14 protein-coding genes and 1 riboswitch are annotated in these 17,076 nt (G+C 42.0%); of the genes, 2 read left to right on the plus strand and 12 right to left on the minus strand.

Annotated features, from left to right (window positions below):
* Window positions 1–187 precede the first annotated feature (187 nt).
* The 11 genes from pheT to SM12261_RS08180 form a co-directional block, all read right to left on the minus strand.
* Window positions 188–2,593, minus strand: coding sequence for a phenylalanine--tRNA ligase subunit beta (pheT, locus tag SM12261_RS08130; RefSeq protein ID WP_000961526.1), 2,406 nt, complete (start codon window positions 2,591–2,593; stop codon window positions 188–190).
* Between the two features lie 76 nt (window positions 2,594–2,669).
* On the minus strand, window positions 2,670–3,179 hold the full coding sequence (locus SM12261_RS08135; RefSeq protein WP_000619937.1) for a GNAT family N-acetyltransferase: 510 nt from the start codon (window positions 3,177–3,179) through the stop codon (window positions 2,670–2,672).
* Window positions 3,179–4,225, minus strand: a complete 1,047-nt coding sequence (gene pheS / locus SM12261_RS08140) for a phenylalanine--tRNA ligase subunit alpha (protein WP_004239141.1) — start codon at window positions 4,223–4,225, stop codon at window positions 3,179–3,181. Before pheS ends, SM12261_RS08135 begins: the two co-directional genes overlap by 1 nt.
* Window positions 4,226–4,536: 311 nt before the next feature.
* A complete protein-coding gene (locus SM12261_RS08145) occupies window positions 4,537–4,956 on the minus strand; it encodes a chromosome partitioning protein ParB (protein ID WP_000867301.1) in 420 nt (139 codons plus the stop codon).
* A 27-nt stretch (window positions 4,957–4,983) separates the two neighbouring features.
* Complete coding sequence (locus SM12261_RS08150; protein ID WP_000653438.1) at window positions 4,984–5,634, minus strand: phosphatase PAP2 family protein; 651 nt, start codon at window positions 5,632–5,634, stop codon at window positions 4,984–4,986.
* Window positions 5,624–6,187: an ECF transporter S component gene (locus SM12261_RS08155; RefSeq protein ID WP_000185822.1), complete on the minus strand. Its 564-nt coding sequence runs from the start codon at window positions 6,185–6,187 to the stop codon at window positions 5,624–5,626. Before SM12261_RS08155 ends, SM12261_RS08150 begins: the two co-directional genes overlap by 11 nt.
* A gap of 162 nt (window positions 6,188–6,349) precedes the next feature.
* Window positions 6,350–6,584: riboswitch (FMN riboswitch) on the minus strand.
* 59 nt (window positions 6,585–6,643) lie between these two features.
* On the minus strand, window positions 6,644–7,147 hold the full coding sequence (locus SM12261_RS08160; protein ID WP_000181382.1) for a tRNA (cytidine(34)-2'-O)-methyltransferase: 504 nt from the start codon (window positions 7,145–7,147) through the stop codon (window positions 6,644–6,646).
* 192 nt (window positions 7,148–7,339) lie between these two features.
* A complete protein-coding gene (locus SM12261_RS08165; RefSeq protein WP_001148089.1) occupies window positions 7,340–8,170 on the minus strand; it encodes an energy-coupling factor transporter transmembrane component T family protein in 831 nt (276 codons plus the stop codon).
* Window positions 8,155–9,837 carry an ABC transporter ATP-binding protein gene (locus tag SM12261_RS08170; protein WP_000656561.1) on the minus strand — a complete coding sequence of 561 codons (1,683 nt, stop codon included), beginning with the start codon at window positions 9,835–9,837 and terminating at the stop codon, window positions 8,155–8,157. The genes SM12261_RS08165 and SM12261_RS08170 overlap by 16 nt, the downstream gene beginning before the upstream one ends.
* 168 nt (window positions 9,838–10,005) lie before the next feature.
* On the minus strand, window positions 10,006–10,551 hold the full coding sequence (locus tag SM12261_RS08175) for an ECF-type riboflavin transporter substrate-binding protein (protein ID WP_000795929.1): 546 nt from the start codon (window positions 10,549–10,551) through the stop codon (window positions 10,006–10,008).
* A gap of 15 nt (window positions 10,552–10,566) precedes the next feature.
* Window positions 10,567–11,415: an SAM hydrolase/SAM-dependent halogenase family protein gene (locus tag SM12261_RS08180; protein ID WP_001063605.1), complete on the minus strand. Its 849-nt coding sequence runs from the start codon at window positions 11,413–11,415 to the stop codon at window positions 10,567–10,569.
* 188 nt (window positions 11,416–11,603) lie between these two features.
* Here SM12261_RS08180 and trkA point away from each other — a divergent pair, with 188 nt between their 5' ends.
* Together trkA and SM12261_RS08190 are read left to right on the plus strand one after the other, a co-directional pair.
* Complete coding sequence (trkA, locus tag SM12261_RS08185; protein WP_000691702.1) at window positions 11,604–12,953, plus strand: Trk system potassium transporter TrkA; 1,350 nt, start codon at window positions 11,604–11,606, stop codon at window positions 12,951–12,953.
* A 3-nt stretch (window positions 12,954–12,956) separates the two neighbouring features.
* Window positions 12,957–14,396 carry a TrkH family potassium uptake protein gene (locus tag SM12261_RS08190; protein ID WP_001043441.1) on the plus strand — a complete coding sequence of 480 codons (1,440 nt, stop codon included), beginning with the start codon at window positions 12,957–12,959 and terminating at the stop codon, window positions 14,394–14,396.
* A 335-nt stretch (window positions 14,397–14,731) separates the two neighbouring features.
* Here the strand turns inward: SM12261_RS08190 and pflB are convergent, their stop codons facing one another.
* The gene (gene pflB / locus SM12261_RS08195) at window positions 14,732–17,047 is read right to left on the minus strand and encodes a formate C-acetyltransferase (protein WP_000260633.1); all 2,316 of its coding nucleotides are present in this window, start codon (window positions 17,045–17,047) and stop codon (window positions 14,732–14,734) included.
* Window positions 17,048–17,076: the final 29 nt, after the last annotated feature.

Genomic DNA, 17,076 nt, shown 5'->3' on the forward strand with positions numbered 1-17,076 from the left:
CTTTACAATGATTTCTGTCCATTTTTATCATCCTCATTTTAGTAAAAAATCTTAGGGTACTTTGAGCTATGAGTACATTATACACTGGTAAACTCCAATTTATCTTCTCTGTTCCTCAACTGTCTATTTTTGATCCTGAATTGTTATTTGAAAAGCAAAAATCCACCCCAAAGGATGGATTGATACTTTAACGCACTTCTGCATTGACTTTTTCTTCGAGCGATGCTTGGATTTTTTCCATATAGCGTGCGACTTCTTCGTCCGTTAAGCTATCTTCTGGATTTTGGAAAGTCAAGCTATAAGCCATTGACTTCATACCAAGTCCCAATTTTTCGCCTGAGAAGACGTCAAAGAGTTTGATATCTGTCAAACGTTTTACGCCTGCAGCTTGGATAGCGTCCACAACCTCTTGGTGAGTCACTTCTGCCTTGAGAAGGAGGGCAACGTCACGGCTAACTGCTGGGAATTTCGTGATTTCCACAAATGGAGCAGCTGGTTGAAGGGCAGCTTCGATGGCTGAAAGGTTGAGCTCAGCTACATACGTTTCTGGAATATCGTAAGCCTTAGCAGTGACTGGATGCACTTGCCCAAGGAAACCAAGAACTTGGTCACCGAGTGAAATCATAGCTGTACGTCCTGGGTGGAGGCTAGCGATTTCAGATGTTGCCGTATAGGTTACTTGGAGTCCCAAACGAGCAAAGAGGGCCTCAAGGATTCCCTTAGCATAGAAGAAATCAACTGGAACTGCTACTGTTTGGAAATCTTTTTCAGCAACCAAGCCTGTCAAGGCAAAGGCAAAGCTGTTGATCTCATTTGGAAGTTCTTCTTTTGGATTGCCTGTTTGTTCAAAGACTTTTCCAATCTCGTAAAGGGCCAAGTTTTTATTCTTACGAGCCACGTTGTAAGCCACCGTATCAAGGATACCAGAAATCATATTTTGACGGAGGACAGAACGGTCCACTGTCATTGGCCACATGAGTTCAGTAAGGTTACTTGGTTGAGCCGTAAACTCAACTGCTTTTTCAGGAGTTGTTAGAGCATAGGTGATGATTTCTGTCAAACCTGCCCCTTCAGCAATGGTACGAACTTGACGGCGGAGTTTTTGTGTGGCTGTCAATTCACCAGCTGTACCATCATCTTTTGGAAGGCTGGTTGGCAAGCGGTCATAACCATAGATACGAGCGATTTCTTCAAAGAGGTCTGCCTCGATAGTGATATCCCAGCGACGACGTGGGACGCTGACTGTAAAGCTATCTGCACTTCCAGAAAGGCCAAAGCCAAGACGACGGAAGACGTCTTCTACATCCGCGTAAGAAAGTTCTGTACCAAGGACACGGTTAACATCAGCAAGAGTTGAAGAAACTTCCACATCAGAGGTATCAAGTTCACCCGCTGAAACGATACCCTTACGCACAGTCGCACCTGCAAGCTCTGCAATCATGCTAGCTGCCGCATCAAGAGCTTCGTTAACAGTTGCCACATTAATCCCTTTTTCAAAGCGAGAAGATGACTCAGAACGAAGGTTGAGACGACCGCTGGTCTTACGTATTGATTTTCCGTTGAAGACTGCAGCTTCAAGGACGACACGACTAGATTTCTCAGAGATTTCTGTTGCTTGACCACCCATAACACCTGCAAGAGCTACTGGCTTGTCTGCGACAGTGATGACTAGGTCATTCACGTCCAAGTCACGTTCTTCACCGTCCAAGGTCACCAATTTTTCACCAGCACGCGCTTCACGCACACGGATGTCAGTTCCTTCAAAGGTATCCAAGTCAAAGGCATGCATTGGTTGACCAAAGTAGAGCAGGATGTAGTTGGTCACGTCCACTACGTTATTGATGGGACGAATACCTTCGTTCATGAGGAGATTTTGCAACCATTGTGGACTTGGTGCGATGGTCACATTGTCCAAGATACGAGCCGCATAGTAAGGAGCCTTGTCTGTTTCAATGCCTACAGAAAGTGCATCTGTAGCGGCTTCGTTTGTTTCTGTTAGAGTAAATTCTTTAAAGTTGACCGCCTTGTCATAGATGGATGCAACTTCGTGAGCTACTCCACGCATAGAAAGAGCGTCCGCACGGTTTGGTGTGATAGAAAGTTCGATGATTTCATCATCCAAGTCTAGGTAAGAGAAGACTTCATCCCCAGGAACGGCATTTTCTGGCAAGATTTGGATACCATCTGCGAATTCCTTAGGCACAACCGAGTCAGAAATTCCCAATTCGCCAAGTGAACAAATCATCCCAAGTGACTCTAAGCCACGGATTTTCCCTTTTTTGATTTTGTAGTTGTCAGCGATGCGAGCTCCTGGAAGAGCCACCATAACCTTGATACCAGCACGCACATTTGGGGCACCACAAACGATTTGACGAGCTTCTTCTTCGCCAACGTTAACCTGACAAACATGGAGGTGAGTTTCTGGCACATCTTCGCAAGACAAGACCTCACCGACGACAATTTTTGAGAGACCAGCAGCTGGTGATTCGACACCCTCTACCTCGATCCCTGTAGTTGACATTTTTTCAGCCAACTCCTGTGATGGCACATCAATGTCCACCAATTCTTTTAACCATTTATAAGATACAAGCATAATTTAGTTTTCCAGAATGACAGTTGTCACTCTAGTTCTTTTCCTTTCCTATCATTTCAATAGAAGAATCATCTTCTTACCTTAATTTCTTTCTCAGTAACCAATCCGTATCTACTTTTTGACCAACCATAAAATGATGTTGGCTAAATTTTTCAAAACCATATCGATTATAAAACGCTTGAGCTTTTGTATTATGCTCCCAAACACCTAACCAAGCCCAGGAAAAACTATTTTTTGTAGCAAGTTCCAGAGCAAATTCAAACAGTTGCTTACCTAGTCCAAATCCTTGGAATTTTTGTAGCACATAGAGACGTTGAATTTCAAAAGCATCCTCTAATTCTCTCTCAGTCTGAGCACTTCCCCAGTTGACTTTGAGAAAACCAGCTATCTCCTCTTCATGCATAATGAAATAGGTTTCGGATTCTGGATTTTCCAACTCAGTTGACAAAACTCTCAAACTATAAGCCTCTTCAAAGTATTCCTGTAACTGCTCTTCTGTATTATCATGAGCAAATGTTTCACGAAAGGTTTGTTTGGCAATTTTGGACAACACCCCAACATCTGCCTTTTCTACTTTTCTAATCATTATTTAAACTGTTCTGAGAAGCGGACATCGCCTTGGTAGAATCCACGGATATCGTTGATTCCATAACGGAGCATAGCTACACGCTCTTGTCCAAGACCAAAGGCAAATCCAGAGTAAACAGTCGCATCGATACCACTCATTTCAAGGACACGTGGGTGAACCATACCGGCCCCCATAATTTCGATCCAACCTGTTTTCTTACATACGTTACAGCCTTCTCCACCACACTTGAAGCAAGAAACATCCACCTCAACAGATGGCTCTGTGAATGGGAAGTAAGATGGGCGCAGACGGATCTGACGCTCTTCACCGAACATTTTTTGCACAATCAACTGAAGGGTTCCTTGAAGATCAGCCATAGAGATATTTTTCCCAACAACCAAGCCTTCAATTTGGTGGAACTGGTGACTGTGGGTCGCATCGTCTGTGTCACGACGGAACACACGCCCTGGTGAGATCATTTTCAAAGGGCCTTTAGAGAAATCATGAGCATCCATTGCACGCGCTTGAACTGGAGACGTGTGAGTACGGAGTAAGATCTCTTCTGTGATATAGAAAGTGTCCTGCATATCACGAGCTGGGTGGTCTTTTGGAAGGTTCATACGCTCAAAGTTATAGTAGTCTTGCTCCACTTCAAAACCATCCACGACTTGGTAACCCATCCCAATGAAAATATCTTCGATTTCCTCACTGGTTTGTGTGAGGACATGACGGTGACCAGTCGCAACTGGACGACCTGGAAGCGTCACATCGATACTCTCGCTAGCCAGTTGAGCCGCGACTTTCTTTTCTTCCAAGAGCTTAGCTGTTTCTTCAAAGGTAGCTGTCAAGACATCACGAGCTTCATTGACGTGTTTCCCAATGATTGGACGCATCTCAGCAGAAACATCTTTCATCCCTTTGAGGATTTCAGTGAGCGAACCCTTTTTACCAAGGACAGAGACACGCAAATCTTGCATCTCTTTTTCATTTTCAGCAGTAATCTGCTTCAAGCTAGCCAGCGTTTCTTCGCGAAGCGCTTTTAATTGTTCTTCAATAGTTGACATATTTCCTCCATCAGTCGCTCGTAGATAAAAAGAAAACCACATGCCAAAAACTCCACTCGGAGCGTTGACACGCGGTACCATCCGTTTTCATCTGACAAGTCAGACCTTCATTTCTAAATCCATGCGCAAGTGAATTCACCCAGCTTTCATATAGAGAGCTTGCAGTCACGGCTCTCCTCCCTGATATACTTCCCTTAGGCTACTAGTCTTGCGGATTTCTATTCAATTACTACATAGTTTATCAGATTTTTAGTTAAAAAACAAGTTAGATTAGACTAATTTCAGTATAAAAAGGAACAAGACACAATGCACTACCTATTTATAAGGCCTGTTTCATCTGCTTTCCTTTTCAATAAGAGAGTTGCTGCTTGATTAAAACCATCACACCAGTTATACCATTTTGCTTCATACTCATCTTGAGCTAAGATATGATTTTTTAAATCCAGAACAGAGTAAATCATTCTTTCCTCACAAGCTTGCGCATAGAGATGATATAGTTCATCACCACCATCTCTATCCCACTCAGCAGAAATCGTATCCCGACCTGCCAATAAAGCCTGATAAGCCCTGTGATGTCCATCTGTAATCAACAAGCAATTTCCAAAGGCAAGAATACTGATTGGATCGACTTGGATTGTTTCTGCCGACTGGTAAAGCATCTGAATATCTTGCAACTTCTTTTCTGATAAGTATAGTTGAGTCGGATGAAGATCTGCTATATTGACTTTCATTTCTTTCTCCTCAAAGGAATTTGATACTCACTTCTGCTTGCCTTTAAATCGCCATTGGAATCGGAGCTTGTCATAGAAGGGAAACTCGATAAACAGGACTCCCAAGCCCACACAGAGACTGGCAAGGACATCTGATGGATAGTGAACTCCCAGATAGACCCTTGATACCAGCACACTGACTAGGTAGAGACCAAGGACGATTTGCACGATTTTTCTCCAGACTGGATTTTTAATCCGTTGACTGAGAATGACAATCAGAGAACCGACCAGCAAGGTTACAGCCAGAGAATGGCCGCTTGGGAAGGAAAATCCCTTCTCCTCAACCAAGTGTAAAATAGCTGGTCGTGGGCGCTGGTAGATATTTTTAAAGGTCACGATTAAAAGACCAGCCAAAGCCAAATTCCCTAGCATGAAGAAACTTTCTATCTTCCACCGCTTACGATAAAAGATAAAGGCTACGATGACAACCCAAGTGATAATCACTGGGATATCAATCAGGCGTGTGATGGCTCGGAAAAGAATAGTCAAGTAATCTGGCAAGTCTCCTCGAACGGCAGTCTGTATCGGTTGGTCAAAACCGACCAGCGTTTCAGGGTAAAATTTGACCATGTAGCCAAGAATAACGAAAAGTAAAAGGGCAAAACTGCCCTTCATTAAAAATGTTTGTTTATCTTTCATAATGTTTTAAGGTTGGTTTCAAGAGAATATACAACAACCAGAATGAAACGGAAAAGATTACTCCCTCAATCAAGTTAAAAGGTAATACCATGGTCATTAGGTAGTTGGAAAGTCCCAAAATTTTTCCAATATCAAAGTTAGCAAACTTAGCGTACAAAGGAACAGCGTAAACATAGTTGAGAACCAACATAGCCACGGTCAAGCCAATAGTTCCAGCTAGAGAGCCTAGTAGGAAACGAAGGGTTGTCCGTTCCTTTTTCCAAATCAAAGCAAATACGATGACAAAAACTCCCAAAGCTACGATATTCATTGGCAAACCAATGTAAGTATTCACTCCCTGGCTGTTAAGAAGCAGCTTCAAGAGTGAGCGAAGCAAGAGAATTCCTAGAGCAGCAGGCAAATCCATGACCACCAAGCCCACAAGGACTGGCAAGATACTAAATTCGATCTTAAGGAAGGATGCCGCTGGTAAAAGCGGAAAGTCAAAGTACATCAGCACAAATGAGATAGCTGATAGAATTGCAATGGTCGAAAGTCGACGTGTGTTTGTCATAACAGGTTCCTCCAATTTTCTATAAAATCAGAAGAAGTTAGAAAGGATTTTCTATCTATTCTCACTTTTTATATCCCAAAAGTTCCCTCTCACTCTATTAAGGAAATTCAAGCAAGCGGTTACAGTTTAGCTATAAATCTATCAGAACAGACAAAGCTATTCTTTCGTCTTCTCCCATCCAGACTATACTGTCGGTTGTGGAATCTCACCACATCAGCTTGCGCTCGCGGACTTCTTTAAAGAGAAGGAAATAGAGATTTTTCTTTTAGACTAGGCGACAAGCTGTAGGCATAACTTCTGGTTAGGCAAAGCTTGTCAACAAAGTATAAAAGGAAAAGATCATTTCCTAGTTAAAGTCACCGCCGGTCGGGAATCACACCCTGCCCTGAAGACTCTTTTATCATAACAAAAAACGCTTGCAAGCGCAAGCATTTTGTTCATTTTCATTTTCATTTTTTATTTCAATTTATCCACTTCATAGGTATGAACAAGCTCAAGACCTGCAAAGTTCTGCTGGCGAAGAGCCTCATAGACAATCATGCAGACGGTATTAGACACATTAAGACTGCGGACATGTTCATCATTCATAGGAATACGAAGAGCCTTCTCAGGATGTTCGCGCATAAAGTCTTCAGGTAAACCCTTGTCTTCACGTCCAAAAAGAAAATAATGGTCCTCGTCAGTCGATAAATCCACATCAGAATACACTTTCTCAGCGAATTTAGAAATCAGGTAGAGTTTGCCCTTCATCTGAGACATGAAATCCTCCAAACTCTCGTAAAAATAAATCTCTAGCTTATCCCAATAATCCAACCCCGCCCGCTTCATCTTGCGATCATCGATAGGAAAGCCCATTGGCTTGATGATGTGGAGGGGAGAATTGGTCGCAGCGCAAGTACGCGCGATATTGCCTGTATTTTGTGGAATTTGAGGTTCAAATAATACAATGTGATTTGTCATGACTTGCTTCCTTTCACCATTGCAAAAAAATAGCCACACTGCCCGGAGTCAAGCTCAGCAAACAGCGTGGTTAAGGCATCGTTAACTTACCTCACAACAGGTTTGAAGTAAATCAGCGAAACTACTTTCTTAGTATAACACTTTCAGAATCATTGTCAATAGAAACGACTTGATTTTTTCAATTTTTTCAAGCTATTTCCAAGGGTTGTAAAATCGTCCCTGATTCTGCAAGATAAGTAGTAAACTAGCTACTAAAAACAAGGCTGCCAAGAGCAAGGTAAGATAATCTCCTTTTTTCAAGGCCTGATAACTATACCAAGTGCGTTTTTTCTCTTTCCCAAAGCGCCGAAGCTCCATGGCGGTCGCGATGGTATCAATGCGTTCTAACGAGCTAAAAATCAAGGGCGTAATAATGCGCAGATTGCCTTTGATTCGTTGCATAAGAGAAGCTTTCTTGGATAATTCCATCCCACGCGCCTCCTGAGACATCTTGATAGTAAAGAATTCTTCCTGCAAATCTGGAATATAGCGCAAAGTCAGGCTGACTGAATAGGCAATCTTGTAAGGCACACCAATTTGATTTAAACTGGAAGCAAACTGACTAGGATGGGTTGTCATCAAAAAGATAATAGCCAGAGGAATAGTGCAAAGGTACTTAATGGCCAGATTTAGCAGATAAAAGAGCTCTTGGCTGGTCAGAGTGTAGGCACCGATTCCCTGCCAAATCACACTCCTCTCTCCGTAAAGTCCAACCCCATACTCGGGAGAAAAGAGATAGACCATCAAGACGTTTAAAACGGCAAATACCGTCGCAAAAACGGCTACAAAGGAAACATCTTTAAAGCGGATTTCTGACAAATAGAGGAGAAAGACCGAAAAAATAGCAATCAGAACAAGCAGTCTGGTATCATAGCTAATCATGGCCGCCAATGATACAAGGATGAAAAAGAGGAGTTTACCAGCTCCTGACAAGCGATGAATCACAGTATCTCTATGCTGGTAACCGATTAATTTAGCTTGCATCCTTCTCTCCTTTCTTTATAAAATGCCGTTAAAGCAAGTGGATCCACGTCTAGTTTCTTGGCCAAGTTGAAGATTGAAGTTTCTTTTAGATTGGCTTTTACTAACAGCTCAGGATTGCTCAACAGACTAGCTGGATCGGTATCGGCAATCAGTTCCCCATCCACCATGACAAGAGCTCGGTCTGAATAATCCAGCATCAATTGCATATCATGAGTAATCATGACAATGGTATGCCCTTTTTGATGCAACTCTTCGAGAAATTCCATAATCTCAGTATAGTTCTTCTGGTCCTGACCTGCAGTCGGTTCATCTAGGAGGATAATTTCAGCTCCTAAAACCAAAATCGATGCAATAGTGACACGTTTTTTCTGACCAAATGACAGGGCAGAAATGGGCCAATTACGGAATTCATAGAGACCGCAGATTTTCAAGGTTTCATAGACTCTCGTTTCAATTTCCTTCTCATTCACACCTCGCAAACGGAGCCCTAGAGCCACCTCATCAAAAATCATATTGGTTGAAATCATTTGATTAGGATTTTGCAGCACATAGCCTACTCGTTCCGCCCGTTCTGCTACCGAATCTCCTTTTATATCCTGCTCTTCCCAAAGATAGCGGCCTTCCGTCTGGATAAAGCTACTTATGGCCTTGGCTAGAGTTGATTTCCCTGCTCCATTTTTTCCGACAATGGCAATCTTTTCACCCTTTTTAATATCTAAATAAATGGATTTTAAAATCGGTCTATCATCATAAGAAAAAGACACATCCTCTAATTTAAAGAGTGACTGCAATTCTGGGGTTTCTTTTACCAGTTCCGTCCGCAACTGAATCTGGCCTTTTGAGATAGACAAGTTATCCAGATTTGCTAATTGTTCTTCCTTGGCTAAATCCACACCCAATTGACGGAGAGTGGTTAGATAAAGGGGTTCTCGAATTCCATTTTGGGTCAATAAATCAGTCGCCAGTAGCTGGTCAGGGCTCCCATTAAAGAGAATACGACCATCATTGATCAAGACAATCCGATCCACAGGGCGATGCAGAACATCCTCCAAACGATGCTCAATAATAAGTGTCGTCGTTCCCTCTTCCTTATGAATCTGGTCAATCAATTCGATAATATCCTGACCTGACTTGGGATCCAGATTGGCAAGTGGCTCATCAAACAAAAGAATCGGACTCTCATCAATCAAGACACCAGCCAGACTGACCCGCTGCTTTTGTCCACCTGACAAATCCTGAGGACGCTGAGACAGTAAAGAAAGAAGGTCCAGCTTTTCAGCCCATTTATGAACACGGCTTTTCATCTCTTCTAAACTTGTTACATCATTTTCTAGAGCAAAAGCCAAATCTTCTGCCACAGACAGACCGATAAACTGCCCATCAGTATCCTGCAAAACTGTACTGACCAGATGAGACTTATCATAGATACTCATATCAAAGGCCGCTTGCCCCTTGATCAAAAATTCTCCAGACGTCTGACCCTTGTAAATATTGGGAATAATCCCATTCAAACATTGACCCAAGGTAGACTTACCTGACCCAGATGGCCCAACAATTAAGACTTTCTCTCCCTTATAAATGGTCAAGTCCACCCCTTGCAAGGTCGGTTCTTGTTGTGTTTCATACCGGAAAGAGAAATCCTTCCACTCAATTATAGCTTCTTTCATCTTACTCTCTTCATTCGCTTCTTAGACTTCTATTTTATCATAAATCTACCCCTTCTTGCAGTCTCTTCTCTTAAAATCTTAGCGCCAAAAAGATTCCTATCCTAGCTTACTTGCCTGACTAGTCTATAAACATCGAAAAAGACTGGTTGCCCAGCCTTTGCCTTTATGTTAATCCTTTTTCAAACTTCCTGAACGAGTCTGCGTACGTGAATAAGCTAGCAAGAGAAGAGTACCTGCGATAGCTACAGTTACAGCATTAGCAATTCCCGCAACAATCCCTTGGGCAAATACTTTTTCTGCAGCTTCTTGATAAATCACAACATCTCCAAGTGGTGCCAAGACACCCCAAACAAGAGCATTTGCAACAATCTGAATGAGGTTAAAGAAGACAATATCCTTCAACTCAAAAACACCCTGTGTTACTCGAATGTATTTTCTAAAGAGTCCGACGACTAGACCAAATAGACCACTAGCAATAATCCAAGTCCACCAAAGACCGTAGCCAGCAAGAGAGTCCTTCACTGCATGACCAATTAAACCAACAAGTAATCCCACTAGAGGGCCAAAAATGATAGACAAGAGGCTCTGTACCGCATACTGAAGCTGGATGCTTGTATTTGGAACAGGTGTCGGAATGCTGATCATCCCGATGACAACGAAGAGCGCAGCTCCAACACCGATAGCAACAACTTGTTTAATTGATTGATTTTTCATCTATATTCTCCTATTTTATGATTCTATTTTCTTTATTTCAATGGTCCAAGATGAACCGACACCTACATTATAGGCCTTGGCAAAGGAACCTTGGTTGATAGCCAAACCTAAACGATAGAGAGAGTTGATGTAAAGGATGGGTTGCCCAATTCTCACATCTGCAAATGATTTGCCATAAACAACCTGATTTTGATAAACCAGCATATCTGCGTGATAGATAGTCACTTCAAAACGGTCACCAAAGTCTGGTTCCAGTTTGTAAAATTCTTCTCGTGTGACAGAGGTCCAAAGCGAACCAAAACGCACATCTAGAATATCAATAGCTCCCTTTACCAGATGATCTTCAATGATTGTCTCTACGACTGGAAGTTCCACAATCTGATCTACACTGAGCTCTGGCCCCACTTCCTCAAAACTAATGTGACCACTAGCCAGTTTAGCACCAGTATAAGCATAAACATCACGACCGTGGAAAGTATAAGAATGCTCTGTGTTTTGACGTCTATTGGCCACTTCAGAAATTTCACGAATGGCTACAATACCAACGTGTTTCTTGATAAAAGAAAGCGTTCCATTGTCTGGCGTGACAATGTATTGATTTTTTACAGTCTTGGCAACTACACTCTTACGTTTCGAGCCGACACCTGGATCGACCACCGATACAAATGTCGTTCCCTCAGGCCAGTAATCTACCGTCTGAAAGAGACGATAGCTCCCCTCAAAAATATTATAAGGCGTGATATCGTGCGTCAAATGATGAATTTTTAAGGTTGGAGATTCTTCTAAAGCCACTCCAATCATAGCCGATACCGCACCATCAACCAGACCAAAGTCTGATTGTAATACCAGTAAATTATTATTCATTTTATCTCCTTGTATATCCTTTATCATACCATATTTCAGAGAAAGTCGCTAATAGCTATTTCAATTGATTAGGGTATAGTTTTACCTTATAGCAAATTTCCTACTAAAAGCTCTTGTTATTAGCTAGTAGGTGCATTTTTTCTTGAAAAAAGGTATGATAGTTACATCATGAAAAAGTAGGTTTTATTATGAAAATTATCCTTGTCGGAGGGGGAAAAGTTGGTTCTGCCCTCTGTCGCTCCTTGGTTGCAGAAAAGCATGATGTTTTGCTGATTGAGCAAGACGAAGCTGTTCTCAATCATATTGTTAATCGCTTTGATATCATGGGTATCCTTGGTAACGGGGCCGATTTTACCATCCTTGAGCAAGCCAGTGTCCAGGATTGTGATATCTTTATCGCCCTGACTGAATACGATGAAGTGAACATGATTGCAGCCGTTCTAGCCAAAAAAATGGGAGCTAAAGAGACCATCGTTCGGGTGCGGAACCCTGAATATTCTAACTCTTATTTCAAGGAAAAGAATATTCTCGGTTTTTCTCTTATCGTTAACCCTGAGCTCTTGGCTGCCCGCGCTATCGCGAATATCATTGACTTCCCCAACGCCCTCTCTGTCGAACGTTTCTTTGGTGGACGCGTTAGCCTCATGGAATTCACTGTTAAATCTTCCAGCGGTCTTTGCCAAATGCCCATTTCTGATTTTCGTAAAAAATTTGGCAATGTTATTGTCTGCGCTATAGAGAGGGATCATCAAATTATCATTCCAAGCGGTGACATGACCATACAGGATAAAGATAGAATCTTTGTCACTGGTAACCGTGTTGATATGATGCTCTTCCATAATTATTTTAAATCTCGTGCCGTGAAGAGCCTTCTTATTGTTGGAGCTGGTAGAATCGCCTATTATCTACTAGGTATCCTAAAAGACAGTCGTATTGATACCAAGGTTATTGAAATCAATCCTGAAATCGCTAGCTTCTTTAGCGAGAAATTCCCAAACCTCTACATCGTTCAAGGAGATGGTACCGCAAAAGATATCCTGCTGGAAGAAAGTGCTCAAAACTATGATGCCGTTGCGACTCTAACAGGGGTTGATGAGGAAAATCTGATTACCTCTATGTTCCTTGACAGGGTAGGTGTACAAAAAAATATCACCAAGGTCAATCGTACCAGTCTCCTCGAAATTATCAATGCGCCTGATTTTTCAAGTATCATCACACCTAAAAGCATCGCTGTAGATACGATTATGCACTTTATTCGTGGTCGGGTTAATGCCCAGTATTCAGACCTTCAGGCCATGCACCATCTAGCCAATGGCCAAATCGAAACCCTGCAATTTCATATCAAGGAAGCTAATAAAATGACTGCCAAACCTCTTTCTCAACTAAAACTGAAAAAAGGGGTTCTTATAGCAGCCATCATTCGAAAGGGCAAGACTATTTTCCCTACTGGGGAGGATATGTTGGAAGTTGGAGACAAGCTCCTAGTAACAACTTTGTTGCCAAACATCACTAAGATTTATGACTTGATCACGAGGTAAGAAATGAATAAAAGTATGATTCGTTACCTCCTTTCAAAATTACTTTTGATTGAAGCTGTTCTTCTTTTGGTTCCTGTGTCTGTCGCTGTCTATTACCGTGAATCGAGCCAAGTCTTTACGGCCCTCTTTTCAACAATAGGGATTCTCGTATTACTAGGCGGTTCAGGAATTTTACAAAAGCCCAAAAATCAACGGATTTATGCCAAGGAGGGAGTCTTGATTGTTGCCCTCTGTTGGATCCTTTGGTCCTTCTTTGGCGGTCTCCCCTTTGTTTTTGCTAAGCAAATTCCCAGCGTTATCGATGCCTTTTTTGAAATCAGTTCTGGCTTTACAACTACTGGAGCAACTATTCTGAACGACGTTTCGGTCCTCAGTCGTTCCCTCCTCTTCTGGCGAAGTTTTACCCACTTGATTGGAGGGATGGGAGTGCTTGTTTTTGCACTTGCTATTATGGATAATGCCAAGAATAGTCACCTAGAAGTGATGAAGGCTGAGGTTCCTGGCCCTGTTTTTGGTAAAGTAGTATCCAAACTAAAAAACACTGCCCAGATTCTCTATCTCCTTTATCTAGCTCTCTTCTCCCTCTTTGTCATCATCTATTATCTGGCTGGCATGCCCCTATTTGATAGTTTTGTCATTGCTATGGGGACAGCAGGTACAGGAGGCTTTACCGTCTATAACGACGGGATTGCCCACTATGGCAGCTCACTGATTACCTATCTGGTTAGTATCGGAGTTCTGGTTTTTGGGGTAAATTTCAATCTCTACTACTACCTCATGCTCCGTCGCGTCAAAGCCTTCTTTGGTGACGAGGAACTTCGTGCTTACTTGGTCATTGTTCTGCTTTCTACAGGCTTGATTAGCCTTAATACCCTCTATCTCTATCCAGGATTTTCAAAGAGTTTTGAAATGGCCTTCTTCCAGGTTTCCAATATCATTACAACGACTGGTTTTGGTTACGGAGACATTACCAACTGGCCCCTCTTCTCCCAGTTTATCCTTCTCTTCCTCATGGGAATCGGTGGTTCTGCTGGTTCAACCGCAGGTGGACTCAAGGTTATTCGAGGCCTCATCCTTTCAAAAATTGCCAAAAACCAAATTTTGTCAATTCTATCGCCCCACCGTGTTTTGACCCTCCATGTTAATAAAACGGTGATTGACAAAGATACCCAGCATAAGATTCTCAAGTACTTTGTCATCTATTCTATGATTTTGCTATCCCTTATCTTTATTGTCAGCCTAGATAGCAATGATTTTCTAGTCGTTACCAGTGCTGTCTTTAGCTGTTTCAATAATATCGGACCTATTCTAGGAACCACTTCTAGTTTCTCAATCTTTAGTCCTATCTCAAAAATTCTCCTCTCCTTTGCAATGATTGCAGGGCGCTTGGAGATTTATCCAATCCTACTTCTCTTTATGAAGAGAACTTGGTCTAAGAGATAAAATACAACCACACCTTGTAAACCTACAAAGTGTGGTATTTTTATTTTCATACTCTTCGAAAATAAAAATACCACGTCAGCTTCGCCTTGCCGTATATGTGTGACTGACTTTGTCAGTCTTATCTACAACCTCAAAGCGGTGCTTTGAGCAACCTGCGGCTAGCTTCCTAGTTTGCTCTTTGATTTTCATTGAATATCAAATACCTCCCGCAACTCAACAAGTATCTTTGAATCCCGGTCAGACATTTCAATACCTGACTTAAGGAATTTAATAGTCCAAAAAATAACCCTCAGTCGTTTGACCGAGGGTTCCTTTTCCTTATTCAAGTTAATTGATTAGCTCAATGCATCATCCATTGAAAGAACTTCGTGGAAGACACGTTGTGTCAATTCAGTTTTTTGTTCTGGAGTGAGGTATTTAGTGTTTACACAGTATCCAGAGATACGTACGATAACGTCTTCACCTGACATGATCTTTTCGTAAACATCGTTCAAGTCCATAACGTTCAAGTTAACGTGTTGTCCACCGTTTTCGAAGTAACCATCAAGGATTGTTACCAAGTTATCAACTTGTTCGTCACGAGTCTTACCAAGCGCGCGAGGTGAAACTTGTGTAGTCAATGAGATACCATCAGCTGCGTAACTAAAGTCAAGGCTAGAAAGTGAGTTCAAGTTTTGCAACCATCCACCTTTAGCTTTGTTAGATGGGTTAGCACCTGGTGAGAAGAATTCAAGTTTAGACAAGTTCACAGAACCATCTTCGTTGAGGTATACACCTTTGTGGACTGGTGAGTTACCAGTTTGTTTAGAGTAAGCAACGTTAGATGTGATTGTCAAAAGTGATACTGTAGCTTCTGCATCTTTGTAAAGTTTGTGGCTACGTAGACGAGTTGTGTAAGCTTCAATCAACCATTCTGCCAATTCGTTTGAACGAGGATCATCTTCACCCCAACGTGGGTATTCACCGATTGTTTCGTAATCGTAGATGTAGCCATTTTCGTCACGGATTGGTTTAACTGTAGCGTATTTGATAGCTGACAATGTATCAACAGTGTTAGCAAATCCACAGATACCGAATCCCATGTTCGCACGTTGTTTAGTTGGCAAGAAGGCCATTTGAACAGCTTCGTAGTTGTACTTATCAGTCATGTAGTGGATGATGTTCAAAGCATCTACGTAAGTATCAGTCAACCAGTCAAGAGATTTTTCAAAGTTTTCTTTAACTGATTCGAATTCAAGAACTTCGTCACGGATTGGTTCGATGTCAAATACTTTGTAGTCTTTGTGAACATCGTCGTAACCACCGTTCAAACCAGTAAGAAGAGCTTTCAATACATTTACACGTGCACCGAAGTACTGGATGTTGTGGCGTTGTTCTTCATTTTCTGGGTCAAGTGGAGACACACAGCATGAGATACAGCTCATTTCACCGTATCCGTCTTTGGCCATTGTTGTAACACCTTCGTATTGGATAGAAGAGTGTTTGTGGCTCATATGCATACAGTAGCGACGGAAGTTGTATGGCAATTTGTCAGTCCAAAGAACTGTCAAGTTTGGTTCTGGAGAGTTACCGATATTGTCAAGAGTGTTCAAGAAACGGTAGTCCATCTTAGTAACACGGTGACGACCGTCGTTACCCATACCAGCCATAGAAGTTGTGATGAAAGTTGGGTCACCTGAGTACAATTGGTCATAAGCTTTTGTACGAGCAAATTTAACTGTACGAAGTTTCATAACGAAATCATCAACGAATTCTTGGATTTCTGATTCAGTAAATGTACCACGAGCAAGGTCACGTTCTGCAAAGATGTCCAATACGATTGGCACACGTCCTAGAGATGTAGCAGCACCGTTGATAACACGGCAGACAGACATGAAGGCGATGTTAACCCATTGGATTGCTTCTTTAACGTTCATCGCTGGTTTGCGAACGTCAACTCCGTAAAGGTCACCCAAGCGAACAACTTGTTGCAATGCTTGGTATTGAAGGTTGATTTCTTCACGAAGACGGATTGTTTCTTCATCGATTTCTTCGATTGCATTCCAGTCGTTTACTTTTTCTTGCATCAAGTAGTCTGCACCGTAAAGAGCAAGACGTGCGTAAACACCGATAATACGTCCGCGTGAGTATGCATCTGGAAGACCAGTTACAGTGTGAGCGTGACGAGCGCGACGAATGTTTGAAGTGTAAGCGCGGAAGATACCGTCGTTAACTGTTGTTACGTATTTAGTGAAGATTTCGTGAACAGCTGGGTCTGGTTCGTATCCATTTTCTTTCAAAGTGGTTTCAGCCATACGGATACCACCTTTTGGCATGAAGTTCAATTTGAAGAGTTCGTCATTTTGGATACCAAAGATAACTTCGTTTTCTTTATCGATAAATCCTGCAGGGATATCAGCGATAGAAGTTGGACGAGTGTCCATTGGGAAACGAGTTTCTTCGTAGTGAGCCTTAGTTTCTTCTACAATTTTTTTGATGTGAAGTGAACGTTCTGTTGGTCCTGCAAGGAAGCTTTCGTCTCCGTCATAAGGTGTGTAGTTAGCTTGTACAAAGCGTGACACACTTGCTTTTTCTTTCCAATCTACGCCTTTGAAGCCTTCCCAAGCTTTGTCAAAAATATCTTGTGCTTCAACAACTGTCTTAACAACCATGTTAATGTCCTCTTTTTTCTTTCTAGTAA

Origin of the sequence: Streptococcus mitis NCTC 12261 (genome assembly GCF_000148585.2) — a bacterium.
Lineage (GTDB): Bacteria > Bacillota > Bacilli > Lactobacillales > Streptococcaceae > Streptococcus > Streptococcus mitis.

Coding starts and splice junctions, on each gene's coding strand:
- trkA (WP_000691702.1), top strand. CDS start 11,604: ATGAAAATTATCCTTGTCGGAGGGGGAAAAGTTGGTTCTGCCCTCTGT.
- SM12261_RS08190 (WP_001043441.1), top strand. CDS start 12,957: ATGAATAAAAGTATGATTCGTTACCTCCTTTCAAAATTACTTTTGATT.
- SM12261_RS08175 (WP_000795929.1), bottom strand. CDS start 10,551: ATGAAAAATCAATCAATTAAACAAGTTGTTGCTATCGGTGTTGGAGCT.
- SM12261_RS08180 (WP_001063605.1), bottom strand. CDS start 11,415: ATGAATAATAATTTACTGGTATTACAATCAGACTTTGGTCTGGTTGAT.
- pheS (WP_004239141.1), bottom strand. CDS start 4,225: ATGTCAACTATTGAAGAACAATTAAAAGCGCTTCGCGAAGAAACGCTG.
- SM12261_RS08160 (WP_000181382.1), bottom strand. CDS start 7,147: ATGACAAATCACATTGTATTATTTGAACCTCAAATTCCACAAAATACA.
- SM12261_RS08170 (WP_000656561.1), bottom strand. CDS start 9,837: ATGAAAGAAGCTATAATTGAGTGGAAGGATTTCTCTTTCCGGTATGAA.
- pflB (WP_000260633.1), bottom strand. CDS start 17,047: ATGGTTGTTAAGACAGTTGTTGAAGCACAAGATATTTTTGACAAAGCT.
- SM12261_RS08135 (WP_000619937.1), bottom strand. CDS start 3,179: ATGATTAGAAAAGTAGAAAAGGCAGATGTTGGGGTGTTGTCCAAAATT.
- SM12261_RS08145 (WP_000867301.1), bottom strand. CDS start 4,956: ATGAAAGTCAATATAGCAGATCTTCATCCGACTCAACTATACTTATCA.
- SM12261_RS08165 (WP_001148089.1), bottom strand. CDS start 8,170: ATGCAAGCTAAATTAATCGGTTACCAGCATAGAGATACTGTGATTCAT.
- SM12261_RS08150 (WP_000653438.1), bottom strand. CDS start 5,634: ATGAAAGATAAACAAACATTTTTAATGAAGGGCAGTTTTGCCCTTTTA.
- SM12261_RS08155 (WP_000185822.1), bottom strand. CDS start 6,187: ATGACAAACACACGTCGACTTTCGACCATTGCAATTCTATCAGCTATC.
- pheT (WP_000961526.1), bottom strand. CDS start 2,593: ATGCTTGTATCTTATAAATGGTTAAAAGAATTGGTGGACATTGATGTG.